15 protein-coding genes are annotated in these 17,695 nt (G+C 57.9%); 8 read left to right on the forward strand and 7 right to left on the reverse strand.

All coding sequences use genetic code 11. The features are described from left to right. Positions 1 to 489 precede the first annotated feature (489 nt). Positions 490 to 1,011, forward strand: a complete 522-nt coding sequence (locus tag O3A94_06795; protein MDA1355960.1) for a hypothetical protein — start codon at positions 490 to 492, stop codon at positions 1,009 to 1,011. A 31-nt stretch (positions 1,012 to 1,042) separates the two neighbouring features. Here O3A94_06795 and O3A94_06800 read toward each other — a convergent pair whose 3' ends face one another. After that, positions 1,043 to 2,116 (reverse strand): OmpA family protein, encoded by a 1,074-nt coding sequence (locus tag O3A94_06800; protein ID MDA1355961.1) that lies wholly within the window; start codon positions 2,114 to 2,116, stop codon positions 1,043 to 1,045. A gap of 328 nt (positions 2,117 to 2,444) precedes the next feature. Between O3A94_06800 and O3A94_06805 the strand changes: the two genes are divergently transcribed. Beyond that, on the forward strand, positions 2,445 to 3,392 hold the full coding sequence (locus tag O3A94_06805) for a VOC family protein (GenBank protein ID MDA1355962.1): 948 nt from the start codon (positions 2,445 to 2,447) through the stop codon (positions 3,390 to 3,392). A gap of 25 nt (positions 3,393 to 3,417) precedes the next feature. Here O3A94_06805 and O3A94_06810 read toward each other — a convergent pair whose 3' ends face one another. From O3A94_06810 to O3A94_06830, 5 genes are read right to left on the reverse strand one after another with little or no spacing between them, the layout of a single operon-like run. Continuing rightward, a complete protein-coding gene (locus O3A94_06810) occupies positions 3,418 to 4,605 on the reverse strand; it encodes an FAD-binding oxidoreductase (GenBank protein ID MDA1355963.1) in 1,188 nt (395 codons plus the stop codon). A 27-nt stretch (positions 4,606 to 4,632) separates the two neighbouring features. Next, on the reverse strand, positions 4,633 to 5,163 hold the full coding sequence (locus O3A94_06815) for a DUF5943 domain-containing protein (protein ID MDA1355964.1): 531 nt from the start codon (positions 5,161 to 5,163) through the stop codon (positions 4,633 to 4,635). A 15-nt stretch (positions 5,164 to 5,178) separates the two neighbouring features. Next, a complete protein-coding gene (locus O3A94_06820) occupies positions 5,179 to 6,198 on the reverse strand; it encodes a membrane dipeptidase (protein ID MDA1355965.1) in 1,020 nt (339 codons plus the stop codon). After that, complete coding sequence (locus O3A94_06825; GenBank protein MDA1355966.1) at positions 6,188 to 7,591, reverse strand: MmgE/PrpD family protein; 1,404 nt, start codon at positions 7,589 to 7,591, stop codon at positions 6,188 to 6,190. The genes O3A94_06820 and O3A94_06825 overlap by 11 nt, the downstream gene beginning before the upstream one ends. 11 nt (positions 7,592 to 7,602) lie before the next feature. Continuing rightward, positions 7,603 to 7,743, reverse strand: coding sequence for a hypothetical protein (locus O3A94_06830; GenBank protein MDA1355967.1), 141 nt, complete (start codon positions 7,741 to 7,743; stop codon positions 7,603 to 7,605). Positions 7,744 to 7,829: 86 nt separating this feature from the next. Here O3A94_06830 and O3A94_06835 point away from each other — a divergent pair, with 86 nt between their 5' ends. Both O3A94_06835 and O3A94_06840 read left to right on the forward strand, forming a co-directional pair. Next, positions 7,830 to 9,872, forward strand: a complete 2,043-nt coding sequence (locus tag O3A94_06835) for a hydantoinase/oxoprolinase family protein (protein MDA1355968.1) — start codon at positions 7,830 to 7,832, stop codon at positions 9,870 to 9,872. Positions 9,873 to 9,888: 16 nt separating this feature from the next. Continuing rightward, positions 9,889 to 11,682: a hydantoinase B/oxoprolinase family protein gene (locus O3A94_06840; GenBank protein MDA1355969.1), complete on the forward strand. Its 1,794-nt coding sequence runs from the start codon at positions 9,889 to 9,891 to the stop codon at positions 11,680 to 11,682. Between the two features lie 76 nt (positions 11,683 to 11,758). Here O3A94_06840 and O3A94_06845 read toward each other — a convergent pair whose 3' ends face one another. After that, the gene (locus tag O3A94_06845; protein ID MDA1355970.1) at positions 11,759 to 12,427 is read right to left on the reverse strand and encodes a helix-turn-helix domain-containing protein; all 669 of its coding nucleotides are present in this window, start codon (positions 12,425 to 12,427) and stop codon (positions 11,759 to 11,761) included. 193 nt (positions 12,428 to 12,620) lie between these two features. On the opposite strand from O3A94_06845, the gene O3A94_06850 reads away from it, so the two are divergent. From O3A94_06850 to O3A94_06865, 4 genes are all read left to right on the forward strand, one after another. After that, positions 12,621 to 12,914 carry a DUF1330 domain-containing protein gene (locus tag O3A94_06850; GenBank protein MDA1355971.1) on the forward strand — a complete coding sequence of 98 codons (294 nt, stop codon included), beginning with the start codon at positions 12,621 to 12,623 and terminating at the stop codon, positions 12,912 to 12,914. Between the two features lie 1,753 nt (positions 12,915 to 14,667). After that, positions 14,668 to 15,165 (forward strand): (2Fe-2S)-binding protein, encoded by a 498-nt coding sequence (locus tag O3A94_06855; protein MDA1355972.1) that lies wholly within the window; start codon positions 14,668 to 14,670, stop codon positions 15,163 to 15,165. Positions 15,166 to 15,263: 98 nt separating this feature from the next. After that, positions 15,264 to 15,743: a 4Fe-4S dicluster domain-containing protein gene (locus O3A94_06860; protein MDA1355973.1), complete on the forward strand. Its 480-nt coding sequence runs from the start codon at positions 15,264 to 15,266 to the stop codon at positions 15,741 to 15,743. 14 nt (positions 15,744 to 15,757) lie between these two features. Then, complete coding sequence (locus O3A94_06865; protein ID MDA1355974.1) at positions 15,758 to 17,605, forward strand: aldehyde ferredoxin oxidoreductase family protein; 1,848 nt, start codon at positions 15,758 to 15,760, stop codon at positions 17,603 to 17,605. The last annotated feature ends 90 nt before the right edge of the window (positions 17,606 to 17,695 follow it).

Below are 17,695 nucleotides of genomic sequence, written 5' to 3' on the forward strand. Positions count from 1 at the left end.
GCGAGTCAGCAGAGGAGTTCAGCAATTGGAACGATGCGCAGCGTTTCTTTAGCACTTCGCCGTCGGTGATGATTTGCGCAGACGCCGTGGCCGGCGAGAGCAGTTCGAGACCTGCCATGAGCAATGCCGCGGCGGCCAAGCGAGATAATTGCGTTGCACGTAGCGGCATACTTAGAACAAACGCTGTCGGCGCGATTGGTTTCTGGAGCCATACTGCATGATGTGAAATTGCACGACCTCTGCTTCCTCCTGAACTTCCCCAAACCAAAGCTTTGCGATTGTCCGCCATCAAAGAACTTAAAATCGCTGAGCGGCTTAACTAACGAAGAGCTTGGCTCATCCTTGGCTGCAGTTTAAGCAGCGGCTTTTGTGAGTTGCAAGCCCGCCGTTCGAATGTTTTTCCTTAGATGCCCCGGATGCTATTAACGCCATATTAGATATTTGTTTCTAGGGTGGCGCCAATTGTGGTAATTATGTGGCATGCGAATTGTGGACAATATTCTCCCTAAATCCGCCAAGGCTGGCGCCGTTGCCTTGACCATCGCGGTGGTTTTAAGCGGGTCGGTACAAGCGGAAAATTGCTCCACCCGTTCGGAATTGACTGTGCTCACGACGCGTGTGTTGCAAGCCGAACTCATGGTGGCCGCGCTTTCTTGTGGCCAACAAGACGTCTACGCAAATTTCGTTAACAAGTTTTCAGATACGCTAATCAGCAATGGGGCATCGCTTCGCGCATACTTCAAGACCCATTACCCGGCGAATGCGGGCCCCGCGCTCAATTCATTCGTCACGCGCCTGGCAAATCAAGCGTCGGGCCGCAGTGTCACGACGCAGGATTATTGTAGCGGGGCAGCAGGCAAATTTGCTGCCGTCATGGAACTGGACGGCCAGGCGATTATGGCGTTTGCCCAGCGCCAGCCCCACGCGAATAGCCACGGTATCATTGCCTGCGATCAAGTGGCGAACACCGAAATCGCGGTGGATGCCCTACAGTTTCCCGAAACCGACTAAAGTCGAGTAGGCCGCGCAAAGCGGCCATCTCTCATTTTAGAATAATCTCTACCCGCCGATTTTGCGGCTCTCTGACGCCGTCATTCGTCTGTACCAGCGGATTATTCTCGCCCTCGGCCGAAATCGCGATGTCGCCCGCCGAAATACCACGGCGCATCAATTCGGCCTTAACCGATTCGGCACGCATAGAAGAAAGCCGCATATTGTAGGCATCCGGACCGGCACGATCAGCATGGCCGGTCGCCTCGATGCGTGTGATACCGGGAGTTTGCGCGTTTTGGGCCGCGGCGATCACAATGGCGAGAGCCTCCGGTGTCAGATTCGAGCGATCGAAATCGAAGAACACAATATAGGTGCGCGGTACTTCCGGCGCCATCACCTCCGGTTCGGGCGCCTTCACGGGCTCGGGTTCGACGACTTTCATCGGCTCAGGTTCCGCGACCTTGATTGGTTTGGGCTTGGGTGGCGGCGCGCTCTTTTCTCCGCCGAAATTCCAGCGGAAACCAATCATGATGGCATGGCTGGCATAATCGGCGTCGACACCGACGCCTGAGGAGGTCGTGAGGTCAAGCGCCTGCGTTGCGAAATACCGATAGTCGCCGAATAAATCGAGGCTCGGCATCAGTTTGTAGGACAAACCGGCAATGCCCTGATAAGCAAATCCGGTATCGTCGTCATCGATTGTGGCGCCGGCAAATGGCGCCGCGCCATCCACGGATACTCTACCCACACCGGCGCCAATACCGACATAGGGGCTAAATTGTGAATTCATGTCCACATCGTACAGCAGGTTGACCATGCCGCTCCAGGCATCCACATCGCCCGAGCCGGCGAGGCCGGAAACGCTGTCGATATCATTGCTGCGATAGCCGAATTCAAGTTCGGTGCGTAAACCGTTTTCGTACTTGTGGCCCACACTCAAGATACCGGCGTGTCCGGTATCGAAATCCGCGTCGACATCTATACCTGAGCCCGAAACATCCGAATCATGCAGAAAATTGGCACCTCCGCCTAAGCCAAGATAGAACTCCGGCGGGTCGGCAAATGCCACGGAGGGTACAAGACCGACCGCCGCGAGAATCCCAAGACGCCTCAGAATTCGCATGTTCTTTCTCCAGACTATGGATGCGGATAGGGTTTATCTGACAATGCTCCCTGTCGCAGTTGATGTCTATCTTCTGCGCGCCAATTTTTCACCCTTTCATGGAATATCCTCGGCCTGGCTCGGGGATTCAGATTAAAATATTCCAGACGCCTTAGAACTTGCCGCGCCGTGTGACCGGAATAAACGCCCAGCCTGGGCGCTTTCGGGCGGATGCCCGATGATAAAACACGGCGTTAGCAGGCGCGGAAAGAGATGCGATAGGATAGTTCGCGAGCTATCTTGAGCCGAAGTAGATTTATGTCTGCAAACTCTTTGGCAGGAGCGCTCGATGAAGGCCTTGAACGGGTTGCACCACATCACCTTGTGCGTCGGCGACAAACAAGAGGATTACGAGTTTCACACCCAAATCCTTGGACTTCGGAGCGTCAAAAAAACCTTGCTCTACGACGGCAATGTTCCGATTTACCATCTCTATTACGGCAATGCCGATGGTGATCCGGGCTCCATTGTCACCACCTTTCCGATGCGCCACACCGGCGTGAAGGGCAGGCTGGGCAACAATCAAATTCAGGGCGTCATGCTGGCAGTTGCGCCCGGCGCTTCGGATTTCTGGGCGGCGCGGCTCAGTGCCCATGGCATCGAAAACACAGCGTCCGAGCGTTTCGGTGAGAAACGTATTTCGTTCAAGCACCCTACCGGCATCAACTACACCCTGGTCGAGACCGACGCCGCCGGCCGGCGCGCCTGGGACCAGACCAATATTCCCGCCGACAAGGGCATCGTCGGGATGCATGGAATTACGGTGAATGTGCGTGAAATTGAACTGATGGACGAGTTCATGCAGGCCGCGTGGAGCAGCGACTTAGTTGCCGAGGACGGCGCCACCAAGCGCTATCAGATGGGCAAGGGCGGCAGCGGGACGATTGTCGAAATCACGCATGATGCCGACACCCCGCAAGGCAGTTGGACGTTCGGCGAAGGCATCGTCCATCACTGCGCTTTCGACATCGATTCGCTTGATAAACAGAGCAAATACAAGGCGCATGTCGAAGGCATGGGCTATACCGATTTCTCAGATCGCAAGGATCGCGGCTATTTTGATTCCATCTATGTGCGCACGCCGGGCGGCGCCCTGTTCGAAGCGGCGGTCACCAAACCAAAGTCATGGGCGGAAGACGAAGAACTGGAACATATCGGCGAGGAAATCATGATCTCACCACAGTTCGAGGAAGAAAGAGAGCAGATCATCGCGCAGATCGGCAAGCTCGACTATTGATCCTACCAAACTAAAACGCAGCCTATCAGGCGATAGAACCGATCCCATAGGTCCCGGTGAGTAACTCGCCCGTATCAAAACGGCCGAGGCGATAGGGCGTTATATCGACATCGGTTTCCTGGCCAAGCGCGCTCTGTGCCAGCATCTTTCCCACCGCCGGCGCCAATTTAAATCCGTGGCCTGAAAATCCGTAAGCGAGGATCAATCCTTGCCATCCCTCCGGCGTTCCAAGCGCCGGGTTCCAGTCCGGTGTGATGTCGTACACGCCAACCCAACTGTCGGTGATTTCGGCGCTGTCGAAATTTGCCATACGTCGGGCGATCTGACCGCCTTGGGTGAGAACAAAATCGTCTTCCACCGTTTCGTTCACATCGTCCGCGTCCGTAATCGGATCGCCGTGATCGCCAGTGCCTACCAACACAACGCCGCCCGATGCGGGGCGGAAATACATCTTATTCTGGGTCGATAAATCCTTGATCACCGGGAGGTCACGACCGTAGTCGATGTCGCCACGCAGCGTCAGAACGGTATGCCGCGAGATATCGAGATGGGTCTCGATCCCAAGCGGATCGGTCAATTCGCGCGTCCACGGGCCGATCGCACTGATGATGCAATCCGCGTGAATGGCGCCCTGATCGGTTTCGACCCCGACCGCACGCTGGCCTTCGCAAAGTATTTTGCTGACGCGACAGCCGATCTTAAACGTCACCCCCCGGCGCCGCGCCGCTTGGGCAAAGCCGCCCGTGGTCAAGTGAGGATCGGCATAGCCGGAGCGCGGCTCATAGCCCACCGCGCCGATATCGTCGAACTTCAGATGCGGATGGTGCTCGAGCGCCTCCTTATGGGTCACGGGAAATGTTTCAGCGCCGACCGATTCCTGCATGCGCATATTTTCGACAAGCATGTCACTCGTTTTGCCCTCACCGGCGAGAATCAGATAGCCCGAGCGGACAAAGCCGGCGGTGAGTTCGGGATCATCCAGATAGCCGGCGAAATCGCTAAACATCTCCAGGCTCTTCACCGTGAGCGCGGTATTGCTGGGGACGGAGTAGTGCGTGCGGACAATAGCGCAGGAGCGCCCCGTGCCGCCGCTGCCAATCTGCTCGCGCTCGATCAGGCAGATCTTTTTGCCGCCCAGCGCCGCCAGGTGATAGGCGGTCGAGGCGCCGACAACGCCGCCGCCGATGATCAAAACGTCAAAATGTTCAGCCATGGAACGACCTAGCTCCGTCAGTCAAAATCATGCCGGGCGCACTTCAAACAGGCATTCTTCGGCGCCGTTTGCGGCGCATTGGATCTCTTCGCATTTCATTTTGCGGCGGCTGCCGTCGAGATCGTGGGTGACATATTCCATGGCGCCGCTGAGCGATCCGTTGAACATGTAGCAGACGTTGCGCCCGGCATCCGGGCCGGCGGCGTAGACGAATACTGAATTCGTCATGCGCACGCGGGCATGGCCGGCATCGGCGTCCAGCAGGTCTACCGTGCACCGCCCCCAGCCACGGCGTGATCTGCGATCCATGTAGTGATGAAAGACATCGGTGCCTGACAGGCCATGCGTGCGCGCTTCCATTTCGCACCAAGTGTATGCGGCGCCGCAGCTTGCGTCATTTAGCATTGCCGCATTTTCCTCGATACCGAAGCGCTTCTCGGTCGCGTCATGCACGGCCATCCAAAAGTGGCGCGGCACCAAAATCATCGGCATGCCGTCAACCGACCACACGCCGGTGTCGGGATCGACAGAAACGGGAACGGGTAGAGACTCACTCATTGCTTTATCCTCAAACTATCCAACGAAATTCTCAAATGTGCGCAGCCAGTTGAGGCCGAGAATTCCAGCCACCTCATCATCTGAATACCCACGCTGCATAAGCCGGTGCGTCAAATTCGGCAACTCGGCAATGGCGCCGAGCCCGTCCGGATAGCGCTGCGTCACGAACTCATCCACCGTGCCGAACATGTCAGGCCGCAGCGTCCGCCAGCGGATCGATTCCGGCAGCACAACACCGGCGTCCTTGTAGCCCTCCGTGAAGTCGAGACCGATACCGATATGGTCGCTTCCGACAAGGCCGCGAAAATGATCGATGTGATCGATCAGGTGATCGAGCGTGGCGCTCTCCGGGTTGACGGATTTGGGCAGGCAGCAGGCGCCCATCATGCCGCCCTTGGCGACAATTTCGCGCGCCGTTTCATCTTTGGTGTTGCGGTCATTCGGCACATGGTCCCAGGCGTTCGAATGGGTGCAGACCGGTGCGCGCGCGCGCGCCGTCGCCTCGGCCCGCGAGCGATGCCCGGTGTGCGACAGGTCAAGCATCATCGCCGTTTGGTTGACCGCGTCGATCAACTCCTGGCCGAGGAAGCTCACTCCGGCATCGCGCCGTTCGCCGCAGCCATCGGCAAAAAGCGTGGCGCCGGTATAGGCGAGACCAAAGAACTTAAAGCCGAGCCGCGCCAGTACGCCGACGCGGCTCAGCTCGCGGTCGATCATCCCAGCCCCCTGGGTGCCGGGAATAATAGCGAGCTGTCCAGCCGCCTGGGCGCGGCGTATATCGGCCGCCGTCTCGGCCCGCACCAACATCGGGTTTTTGTCGATCAAGTCAAAGCCTTCATCGACCTTTCGCATCATGTCATCCCAGCTGCTTTCCAATGCAAATGTGACGTTGCAGGCATTGACGCCGGCTTCGAGGCAACGCGTCGAATAAGGCTCGCTCAACACATAAAAAAGACCGAGGCAGTCGAAAACAAAATTTTCCTGGGTGAACTCGACGGCGCGTGCGTCCGCTTGATATTCAGCTTTAGGCGTCATGATGTGTGCTCAACCGATCTGTAAGCTTGGTTATCCGATCAAGGCCGCGCATATCGCCGAGCACTGTCAATACGAATTTCGCTTCATTTTGCGTCAGGCAGCGCTCGGCACAGGACATGAATTTTTGCGCAAGCTCGACCGCATCCATTGCCTGCTGAGGATGGCCGCGCGGATCGAAAACGGCGCGCGACAGCGTGCTGCCGTCCGATAGATGCAGCGTCACCTCGGCGCTGTGGCGGGTTGAATCCGTGCCCACGTCACCCGGCTGCCCAGGATCGGCAATCATCGTAATCTTCGGCAAGAGCTCGCGAATTTGCGGGCGCTTAAGCGCCGACGGTTCAAACGCATCGAGTGATAAATCGCCGTCGACCAAGGCACTCGCCAATAGATAATGCATGCTAAAGCGCGCCTGCATCGCATCCTCGGGTGCGGGGTAGGTAAGGTTTTGTACCGCCACTTGCGACACCACTGCGTCGATAGAATCGATCGCGCCGGGTGCGATGCCGGTTTCCGCGCGCAAGGCAAGAATCGCGTCAAGCGGTCGGTGCGCACTCGCGCAACAGGGATAAACTTTCTGCCACAGCCCATGTTGTTCAATCGCCGGCGGTGCGCCTAGCCTCTCCATCGCCGCTTCGAGGCGCGCGATCGGCGTGCCGGCATAAAGCGCGACAAAGCCGCGCTCGCCTTCATAGATATCTTCGGCTGCCGTGATGCCGGATTCTGCCATTGATGCGGCGAGGATGCCGTTCTTCGCGGCGAGGCCGGCATGGATTGGCTTGGCCATGGTGCCGAATTGCCATTTCATGCCGGACGCCATACTCGCGGCGACGCTGATCGCCGCCGACGCCCGCGCCGCATCCAATTTCAGGAGGCGGGCCGCAGCTGCGGCGGCACTGATCGTTCCGAGCGTCAGCGTGGTGTGCCAGCCAAGAAAATAATGCGTCATGTTCATCGCCTCACCGAGGCGCGCCATGATCTCGACCCCGACGATCAAGGCATCCAGGCATTCTTCCCCCGACGCTTGTCGCTCCTCGCCGAGTGCTAATATTGCCGGCACCAGCACAGCGCTGACATGCGCGTTGGCAATCTCAAGCACGTCATCATAATCCAGGGCATGGGCCGCCGTGCCGTTGGCCAACGCCGCCCAGGGTGCCGCTTGGCGCGCCGACGTTCCGCATATCGTTGCCTCGCCGGCGCCCCAGCGTGCGGTTGTCGCTCGCGCCCGGCGCGCCGCCGGATCGTCCGCGCCAGCCAGCATGCAGGCCACGGTGTCGATAAAAGCCGCCTCCGCCCGCGCCAGCGCAACATCTGACCAGCCACGCGGCGCGGCTTCGATCCACGCCGCCATGGAACGGGTAGGGCCAGATTTCGGTGATAAATTTGAGAGTGTCATCGCGGCCAATCCTACGATTTATTGCTGGCGCGATCAAAGACAAGCAGAGCTGGCGAAATCACCGTTTCAATTTGCTGTGCATTTAACAAATTCATGAAGCTTCGACGAATGGTTTGAATGGCCGCCGGCAGGAACAATGCGGCGGCACGCATGAGTTTATCATAAACTGTGATTACAAACCTTCCCAGCTGTCGCCAACGGCACTAGATTGGCAGTCTTCAGTCAGGGGGGAGAAAATATGGCCGACAACAAGGTCATGTGGCGCGTCGGTGTCGATGTCGGTGGGACGTTCACCGATCTGTTCGCCTGGAATCAAAAAACCAACCAGTCGATCTCGACCAAGGTTCTTACCACGAAGGAAGATCGCGCCTTGGGAGTCATCCAGGCGATCAAGCAGGCGGATATCGATTTCAGCCAAATATCTCATTTGCTACATGGCACGACGACGGCGACCAACGCCCTGATCGAGCGCGATTACCCCGAGGCCGCCTTCGTCACGACCGAAGGCTTTCGTGACACCATCGAAATCGGCCGGCAACACCGGCAATATCTCTACGACCCCTACCAATCCAAGCCCAGCCCCATCATCCGCCGCCGCGACCGGTTTGCCGTTCCAGAACGTATGTCGGCCACTGGGAATATTCGCCGCCCGCTTGATGAGGCGGCGGCGCACAAGATTTCAGAACGCATCGCCGAGCGTGGATATGCCGCTATCGGCGTCGGTTTCATCAATTCCTACGCCAATCCCGAGCATGAAATCCGTATGCGCGAGATCGTGTTGGCCAACAACCCGAACGCGCATGTGGTGATTTCGGCTGAAACGCGGCCGGTCTTTCGCGAGCATGCAAGGTTCACGACGACAGCCATTCGGGCGGCGCTGATGCCGGTGATGACCGGCTATTTCGAGCGCCTCGAACAAGCGCTTAAGGCGGAGGGGTTCAGCCATGCGCTGCTGATACTGAAGAGCAATGGCGGCGTGATGGGCGCAGAGCTCGCCAAACAGCGGCCTGAAGAACTGATTGAATCCGGCCCGGCAGGGGGCGTCGCCTATGCCGCCTATTTGAGCCAGGCGACGCATATCGAAAACATCATCCATACCGACGTCGGCGGCACCAGCTTCGACGCATCGATCGTCGAAGCGGGGCACGGGCTGATCACGCGCGACTATGAATTGGAGTGGGAAGTGCCGGTCAGCGTTCCGATGCTCGATATCAGGAGCGTCGGCGCCGGCGGTGGCTCAATCGCCTGGGTCGACACAGGCAACTCGCTCCGGGTCGGGCCGAAGAGCGCTGGTGCCGACCCCGGCCCGGCCTGCTACCGGCGCGGCGGGACCGAGCCCACCGTGACTGATGCCAATCTCATTCTTGGCAGGTTGCATCCGTCTCTCGGCGGCAAGTTCGAACTTGATCCCCGGGCCGCCGAGCAGGCGATCGACGGCGTCGCGCACGCCATCGGTTTATCCCGCCTGGAAACGGCGGAGGGCATCATCCGCATCTCCTGCGAGGCCATGGCACAGGCGGTTAAAGGCGTCGTCGTGGATCGCGCGCGGGACCCGAGAGACTATGTGCTGACCAGTTTCGGCGGCGCCGGTCCGATGCATGCGTGCTTCGTGGCGCAGGCGATGAATGTCCCAAAAGTTCTGGTGCCGGCTCATGCCGGCGTGGCTTCGGCGTTCGGTGCGACAGCGATGAATTTGCGCCACGACCTGGAAAGTTTTCTCTATGCCGAGCTGGTCGATATCGACATTGAGCAATTGAACACCAGTTACGAGGAGCTGGAGGCACGAGGGCGCGTGCTGTTGGCGAGCGACGGCGTGGCCGAAGACGGCATGGTAATTTCGCGTACGGCGCAGATGCGTTACCTCGGCCAGACATTCGAAGTGGAATGCGAGATTCCATCTGGGCGTATCGACAAGCACCATGTGCCGGAGATCGCCAAAATTTTCCACGCCGCGCACACCAGAGACTATGGCGTGCATTCCGAAGATTTTCCGATCGTCTTCGTCGCCCTCGGCGTTACCGCGATTGGAAAATTTTCCGATCCGCCAATCATTCACCCGGTGGCCAAAGGGAGGGGAGCTTCGCCGTCGACGCGGCCGGTATATTTCGGCGGTCAATGGATCGAGACTCCGGTGTTTGCGGCGAATGGCTTGACCGCCGGGCTGAATATTCCCGGCCCCAGCATTGTGGAATATGCCGACGCCTGCGCAGTCCTGCCGCCGGGCTGTAAGGCAACCACCGATGAGATGGGCAATCTGCTCATTGAGATCGGCAACGCGTAAAGAAGAGGAAATAGCCATGGCGTTAAATCAGGCAATTTCGGCGAGTCGCGCTTCGGAAGATGCAGTCGACCCGATCACCTTCGAGGTTCTTCGAAACGCCTTCGAATTCACCTGCGCCCGCATGACCACGATCCTGCAGAGAACATCGTTCTCGCCGATCTTGTCCGACATGCTGGATTTCTCGAATGCAATATATGACGCGAATTTGCATCTGATTGGCCAGTCCGGCAATCCGGTGCATTTGGCTGCAATGCAGTACAGCGCCGACGCGTCGATTCAAAAGTTTCCGATCGAGCAGATGCAGCCCGGAGATGTCATCGCCCTCAATGATCCGTACCAGGGCGGATCTCACATCAACGACATTACCTTTACCATGCCGATCTTCCTCGACGGCGAGCTGCTTGGCTTTGCCGTCAGCCGTGGCCACTGGATGGACCTCGGCGGCGGGGCGGCAGGAGGGCAGGCGTTCGGCACCCATGTCGCCAGTGAAGGTCTCAGGCTGCCACCCACAAAACTGTACGAGAACTACATCGTTCGAGACGAAATTCTCGATATCATCGTCAGCAATACGCGCACGCCGCATTTTATCCGTGGCGATCTTCAGGGCCACCTGGGTGCGCTGTGCGCGGCGGAGGCTGAGCTGCAGCGTTTGGCTGTCAGATATGGCGCCGCCACGGTTGCGGCGGGGATGAACCAGGTTATTGCCTACACCGAAAAGATCGTCCGCGCCGCCATTGAGGATATCCCGGACGGTGTCTATAGCGGAGAAGATTACGCCGATACCGATGGCTTCTCCGATGAACCTGTTGTCATCAAGGTGTCACTCACCATATCGGGATCCGATATCACCATCGATTTCGCCGGCTCGGCGCCGATCACCAAAGGTGCGATCAACTCGCCGATGGCGAATACGGCGTCCGCCGCATTTTATTCGCTGCAATTTTTCCTGGCGCCGCATGCGCCCTCGAACTATGGCATGATGCTGCCGCTTGAGCTAAAGCTCCCAGATGATTGCTGGCTGAATGCCAAATGGCCGGCGCCGGTCGTCGGCTGCACGACGCTCACATCGTCCAAGATAACCAGTGCCATGTGGCAAGCTCTCGCCAAGGCGATCCCGGAGCGGGTAACCGGCTCGACATTTGCCGAGTGCAACTGGTTCGTCGCCGCGACGCGGGATGCGGCCGGCAACACGGATGTTTTTTCGGACCTTCCTGCGGGCGGCTGGGGCGGCACGCCTTACGGCGATGGCATGAACGTGACCATGGACCCGCTCGGTAATTGCATGAACATGCCGGCGGAGACTGCGGAGCTGCTATTTCCTATCGAGTATGAAAGCTTCGAACTGCGCCAGGATTCGGCCGGCGCTGGCAAGTTCCGCGGCGGTCTCGGCGCCATTTTTAAGGTGCGCTTCCTGTGCGATGCCGAACTCAGTATGGAGACCTCACGCACCAAGGAAGGGACCCCCGGCGCCAACGGCGGTGGGCGTAGCGCCGTCCAGCGATCGCAAAAAATTGCCGAGGACGGCTCGCACAAGGTCATTGGCGGTATGGGTTGTGAGGGCGAATGGACCAATCCGCTGCTGGCGGCATACCCGTTCACCTACGGCGAGCAGTTCATGTTCGAAAGCACCGGGGGCGGTGGCTGGGGTGCGCCGTTTGAGCGGCCGGCTGAAATGGTGCTGGAAGACGTGCTCGAGGAGTATATCTCGATCGAGGCGGCGCGGAACCAATATGGCGTGGTCATAGAGCCAAACGGGATGGCTGTTGATCGCCAAGCAACGGAGCGACTCCGGAACGCCGCACCGGCATAGAAATTTCGGTGCGCCATAGCTCGGTTGTCGCCCGTGCCCGTCGCGCCGCCGGAGAATAGATTGTCGCGAACTTGCTTCAGCCTTCGCGCGCGAAACGGCTCATTGCCGCGCCCATCAGGTTCATGAATTCCACATCTTTGTTCGCAGTATGAGTGATAATTTGCACGTGGTTTTGCAAAAATTGCTCCATCGGCATTTCGCCGTCCGCTGTCGCGATCATGGGCTCGTATGAAGTTATCATGACGACGTCGGGTGAATTGGACGGCGCGTAGCGCATCTCGACCGTTCCATCGCCGACGTTAATGGTCATGCGCTCACCGTCCATGTTGAGTTCTGCCTCAAACCGGATGTCCGGTGTGACGACGCGCCGAAGAGCCGTCCGCATGCTCAGCACGATCAGTCTGAGATTTCCCGGCCGGCGCAGTTCATCATCGGGCTTAAATTGTCCGCCAAACATGGCCAATTCAAACAGCAACTTATCGGTGGAGGCGCCAAGCTCCGTGAGCGCGTAGAGGGTTAGTCCGTGCTCGCCCGCGCGCTTCGCCACCAGCCCGTCCGCCATCAATTGCTGCAGACGATCCGTCAAAAGATTTGTCGCGATGCCGGTCAAACCGCTCTCGAGTTCAGAAAAGCGCGCAGGTCCGGCATGCAGATCACGCAATATCAATAAGGTCCAGCGATCGCCGATATGGTCGAGCGCGCGCGCAAGCGGGCACAGCAATCTGTAGCGACGGGATCCGGTCATAGGCGCCACTCCTTCACGAGCACATACCTTTATTATATAAACTTAACACTTGTTTATATAAAGTTTGTGCATCATATTGTCCACCGTCAGGTCTCGCCGATGATTGAGCACAAGATATCAACCCAATCAAGGATCGTGAAAACCAGTTTCTGGCCAGATACGGCCATCACCCCCGTTTGAAAGGAACCGACAGATGAGCGCACTCATGATCGCCAATATCACCGTCAAGAATCCGGAAAAGTTCCAGGAATACATCGCCAAAACAAGCAAGGTCGCGGCATCTTTCGGCGCCGAGTTAGTGTATCGCGCGAAGGTGGACAAGGCGTTGAATGGTGACAGCTACGGTCACGGCCTCACCATCATCGTCAAATTCCCGAGTCTCGAAAAAATCAATGAATGGTACGGATCGGACGCCTACCAGCCGCTCAAGGCGTTGCGTGCAGAAGGGGCGGATATGCAAATGACGAGCTACGAAGTAATGGAGTAGCTGGAGGTTTCACCCGATGATCCCGGTTCGATCAGCCGGGCGACATAATCGGGCTAAATCACTCGCGGATTTACCGGCGTGCACGCCAACTGTTCCATACCGAAGCTTCTTCTCGAAATGGCAAATTTGTATGGCGCAGGGGTCGCTCACCCTATCCGGGTGGCCCGCGGCTCACACTCTTTGCATCACTGTTCGGCATAGAGCGGTGACGTAAAATCGTATTTTCCACCTCGGGCAAAAGATCGCCGAGCAAGTTTTGTCAGGGGCTAGCGCTCCATAGGGCGAGGCACCGCGATAATCCGGGCCTGCCAGTGGGGCCAAAATATCGAAAAAATAACCCGCTGTAAAAACAACGGGTTATCTAATGTACTGGCGGAGGGGGCGTCCGCCTAATAGTAAAATAAATCACTGTTAATAAATGACAATTTTCTATCCCTCCTGCGCCATACCACATTCCATACCACATTTATTTGGAGCTACTCGGCGATCTCGGGTCCCTTTGGGCTTAATCCTGACCACGCCTTGATACGGTAATGATTGGGGCCGCCCCGAAGCGCCCCGTGGTCCATGAGCCGCGGCCCTTGGGCAGTGTTCCGCGCAAACGATACCAGGGATACTGCATCCCGGATCATGGATCACGCACCATGGACCACCGATCACGGTTCACGGACCACGGAACACCGACCAGGGGCCCGGGTGGTTTTTTGGTTTTCGATTAAATCGTAGACCGGATCAGCAGCCATGGATCAGAGGGCACGGTTCCTCAGGCAGGGGCTTGGGCCGGGTTTCCCTCAAATGGTTTGCTCGCCAAGCGTCTCGGTTCGGCTATCACGGCACACGGAGCGTGGGAATAGGGTTCCGGCGACTGGGTGAGAGGCCGTCACGGGTGCTTATTAGTACCGCTCGCGCGCATACCGAAGCGGCTACGCTTCTACGAAGACGCGGCCAAGGTCGTGCAGCGGCGGATGGTGCCAAACTTTAAGAAGTCGTTTGAGAGGGCGTTGCGGACGGCGCGGCGTTAATTGTTGTGCATAGGTTAAGCGGCAGCAGTTCACCGCCTAACAGTTTCACTGCCAGGGATTTTGGAGACTGGTTCTAGTTAATCTGACAGCGCCGATCCACATTCAAGCGGTTGCGGACCGACGCATTCGGCGTCTGGGAAAATGCGAGCGTGGCGGCTTGAAAAACAACTGACACGGATCCTTGCGTGTCCTGCCTGTTAACGTGACAAAGCCGCGCAGGGAGGTTCTCAATGCAGAGTGGTTCACATCAATCAGACAGGCTCAAATCGTCATCGAAACCTGGCTGAAACAGTACAATCACATCCGCCCGCATCAGGCTTTGAACATGCGTCCACCGGTGCCCGAAACTCTATCAGAAAATGGTACATAGAGAGGGGGCTTTACACGCTGTACTGTGGGCGACTCCCAGCGTCCGGCATCGGCATTGGAAGGCAAGATCACATTTTTCAGCGCTTAATACTCAAATTTGGTCTGGTTTTATGGTGTCATTCGGATGCATGCCCATGCACGCCAGTGCGCACAGGGCGCCATGGTCGACCGATGGCCAACAGCATGCTCCGCCGTATAATTCTTTTGTCGCACCTCTGCCTTCGCGTTATCCTGCTAGTCAAAGCGAGCGTGCCCAATGAGATCCCGCCGACATTTCGGAGAACGATATTCACGGGGTTGCAGAGACCAGGATAGAATTTAGATATTGCTTAGAATTTAGATTAAGATTGTGCGGAGGAAAAATGTCAGCCGACGAAACCACCAACGCCGTCACGATATCAGCAACTGTTAATGGCCGGAGCGTGCGCGAAAGCGTGCCGGCGAACATGTTGCTGTCAGCCTTTCTACGTGAGCGGCTCCGCCTCACAGGCACCCATATCGGCTGTGACACTAGTCAGTGCGGCGCCTGCAATGTGCATGTCAACGGCCGTTGCGTGAAATCCTGCACCATGTTGGCGGCGCGCGCCGACGGCGCCGACGTGACGACAGTGGAGGGCTTGGGGACGGAGGCGGAACTGCATCCCATGCAGGCCGCGTTCAAAGAGCATCATGCTCTGCAGTGCGGATTTTGCACGCCGGGGATGCTGATGACGGCGGTCGAGCTGGCGCGTACCAAACCGAAGGCCAGCGAGAGCGAAATTCGCGCCCATCTCGAAGGCAATCTCTGCCGTTGCACCGGCTACCACAATATCGTCAAGGCGATCGTCGCCGGAACACGAGATATGGCGGAACGCGCTTAGAACGCGCCGCGATTGGCGGAGGAAAGTGTTGCGTGACCCGCGTGAAACGGGGAAAGTGTCAGTAATCAAATTCAAGAAAGAGCCGGGAGGTATAGAACGTGTTGAAATCGCTTCACATTGATCCTGATAAATGTACCGGATGCCTACAATGCGAGCTCGCTTGCTCGTATGAGAATGAGGGCATTTTTAACCCGGCTAAATCGCGCATCAAAGTTTTCAATTTCCACGAACAGGGGCGTCAAGTGCCCTATACTTGCACCCAATGCGATGACGCTTGGTGCATGTCGGCTTGTCCGGTCGATGCGATCTCGGTGGATGCGAAGACCGGCGCCAAAGTGGTATCGGACGCGGCCTGTGTCGGTTGCAAAGTGTGCACTATCGCCTGCCCGTTCGGCACCGTGAATTACAATGCCGACACCGGCAAAGTGATCAAATGCGATCTTTGCGGCGGCGATCCAAAATGCGCTAGCGCGTGCCCGACCGCGGCGATCACCTATGTCGACGCCAACTGGACCGGCCTCGACAAGATGCGCACTTGGGCGGCGAAGACCGATTCCGGCGCGCAGGCTGAGGCTTAGGGAGGATATAGATCATGGCATGGGCAAGAAATGTATTGCGCGTAAACCTGACAAAGGGCACGTGCGCCAACGAACCGCTGAATATGGAATGGGCGCAGAAATATCTGGGCCAGCGCGGCTTGGCGACCAAATATTTGGTTGAGGAAACCGACCCGAAGGTCGATCCGATGTCGCCGGACAACAAAATGATCATGGCGACCGGCCCACTGACCGGCACCTGTGCGTCAACTGCAGGGCGTTATTCGATCATCACCAAGGGCGCCCTCACCAACGCCATCGCGTGCTCGAATTCCGGCGGTTTTTTTGGCAACGAAATGAAGAATGCTGGTTACGACATGATCATTTTCGAAGGCAAGGCGAAGTCGCCGGTCTATCTGCTGGTCGAAAATGACGTTGCGCAACTGGTCGATGCCGGCGATTTTTGGGGCAAATCCTGCTGGGATACCGAGGAAGGCATCAAAGCGAAGCATCAGGATCCGCTCCTGCGCATCGCGTCAATCGGCGTGGCGGGCGAAAAAGGCGTCAAAATCGCCTGCGTGGTCAATGATATGCACCGCGCTGCGGGGCGCTCGGGCGTCGGCGCGGTGATGGGTTCCAAAAATTTGAAGGCCGTCGCCATTCGTGGCTCGCTCGGCGTACAGGTCGAGGATGCGGATAAATTCCTCTCCGCGGTTGCGTCGGGCAAGGCAATCCTTGCTGAAAATCCGGTCACCGGCCAAGGCCTGCCGACGTACGGCACCCAGGTGCTGATGAACGTGATTAACGAGTCCGGCGCATTGCCGACGCGCAACCATCTCGACAGCCAATTCACAGGCGCCAATAAGATTTCGGCCGAGGCTATGTCAGAGCCGCGCGCCGGGGATGGCAAGACCAATCTCCTGACAACGGCTGCCTGTTTCGGCTGCACCATCGGTTGTGGTCGCATTTCCACCGTCGAGCGCAGTCACTACACGGTCGCCGAACGACCGCAATATCAGATCGCTTCCGGCGGCTTGGAATATGAAGCCGCCTGGGCGCTTGGAGCGGCAACCGGTGTGGATGATTTGGACGCGCTGACTTTCGCCAACTTCATTTGCAACGAACAGGGGTTTGACCCGATCTCGTTCGGCGCCACTGTCGGTGCAGCAATGGAACTGTATGAGACCGGCGTGATCGGCGACAAAGAAACCGGGGGGATGGCGCTCAAATTCGGATCGGCAAAAGCGCTGACCGAACTCGCCGAACTAACCGGCCGGGGCGAGGGCTTCGGTGCCGAAATTGGCCTGGGTTCCAAGCGGCTGTGCGAGAAGTATGGCAAGCCGGAACTGTCGATGTCAGTCAAGGGCCAGGAATTCCCGGCCTATGACGCACGCGGCATCCAGGGCATGGGGCTGACCTACGCCACCTCAAACCGCGGCGCCTGCCATCTCAGGGGATATACGGTTTCGTCCGAGATTTTTGGTATTCCCGAAAAAACCGACCCCACCGTGTCGGATGGCAAGGCTGGTTTGGTCAAGGCCTTCCAGGACGCGACCGGTGCCGTCGATTCGTCAGGTCTGTGCCTGTTCACCACCTTTGCCTGGTCGCTCGACGATATCGCGCCGCAAATAGACGCGGCGTGTGAAGGTGATTGGACGCCGGAGCGTCTGCTCGAGGTCGGCGAGCGGGTGTGGAACCTGGAGCGCATGTATAATCTGCAGGCCGGCTTCACCAGCGCTGACGATACTCTGCCCAAACGGCTGTTAAAAGACGCGGCCAAAACTGGGCCGGCGGAAGGCAGAACCAGTGACCTCGCCAAGATGCTGCCGGAATATTACGATGCGCGCGGCTGGACCAGTGAGGGCATACCGTCAAACGAAACGCTGGAGCGCATCGCGCTCTAAGCACGGTCGCGCTCTGAGAGCGGATCGCTGTTTGGTCTTTGTGTTGTAACCTCTCCGGCTGGAGCCGGAGAGGCCAGCAACCAGTTCTTC

It is taken from the genome of Pseudomonadota bacterium (genome assembly GCA_027624955.1).
Taxonomy (GTDB): Bacteria; Pseudomonadota; Alphaproteobacteria; order UBA828; family UBA828; genus PTKB01.

Bases quoted from the DNA above. Each gene is read 5' to 3' on its own strand.
- O3A94_06845 (MDA1355970.1), bottom strand. From the start codon at position 12,427: ATGACCGGATCCCGTCGCTACAGATTGCTGTGCCCGCTTGCGCGCGCG.
- O3A94_06825 (MDA1355966.1), bottom strand. From the start codon at position 7,591: ATGACACTCTCAAATTTATCACCGAAATCTGGCCCTACCCGTTCCATG.
- O3A94_06855 (MDA1355972.1), top strand. From the start codon at position 14,668: ATGTCAGCCGACGAAACCACCAACGCCGTCACGATATCAGCAACTGTT.
- O3A94_06865 (MDA1355974.1), top strand. From the start codon at position 15,758: ATGGCATGGGCAAGAAATGTATTGCGCGTAAACCTGACAAAGGGCACG.
- O3A94_06800 (MDA1355961.1), bottom strand. From the start codon at position 2,116: ATGCGAATTCTGAGGCGTCTTGGGATTCTCGCGGCGGTCGGTCTTGTA.
- O3A94_06820 (MDA1355965.1), bottom strand. From the start codon at position 6,198: ATGACGCCTAAAGCTGAATATCAAGCGGACGCACGCGCCGTCGAGTTC.
- O3A94_06840 (MDA1355969.1), top strand. From the start codon at position 9,889: ATGGCGTTAAATCAGGCAATTTCGGCGAGTCGCGCTTCGGAAGATGCA.
- O3A94_06830 (MDA1355967.1), bottom strand. From the start codon at position 7,743: ATGCGTGCCGCCGCATTGTTCCTGCCGGCGGCCATTCAAACCATTCGT.
- O3A94_06835 (MDA1355968.1), top strand. From the start codon at position 7,830: ATGGCCGACAACAAGGTCATGTGGCGCGTCGGTGTCGATGTCGGTGGG.
- O3A94_06815 (MDA1355964.1), bottom strand. From the start codon at position 5,163: ATGAGTGAGTCTCTACCCGTTCCCGTTTCTGTCGATCCCGACACCGGC.
- O3A94_06810 (MDA1355963.1), bottom strand. From the start codon at position 4,605: ATGGCTGAACATTTTGACGTTTTGATCATCGGCGGCGGCGTTGTCGGC.
- O3A94_06850 (MDA1355971.1), top strand. From the start codon at position 12,621: ATGAGCGCACTCATGATCGCCAATATCACCGTCAAGAATCCGGAAAAG.
- O3A94_06805 (MDA1355962.1), top strand. From the start codon at position 2,445: ATGAAGGCCTTGAACGGGTTGCACCACATCACCTTGTGCGTCGGCGAC.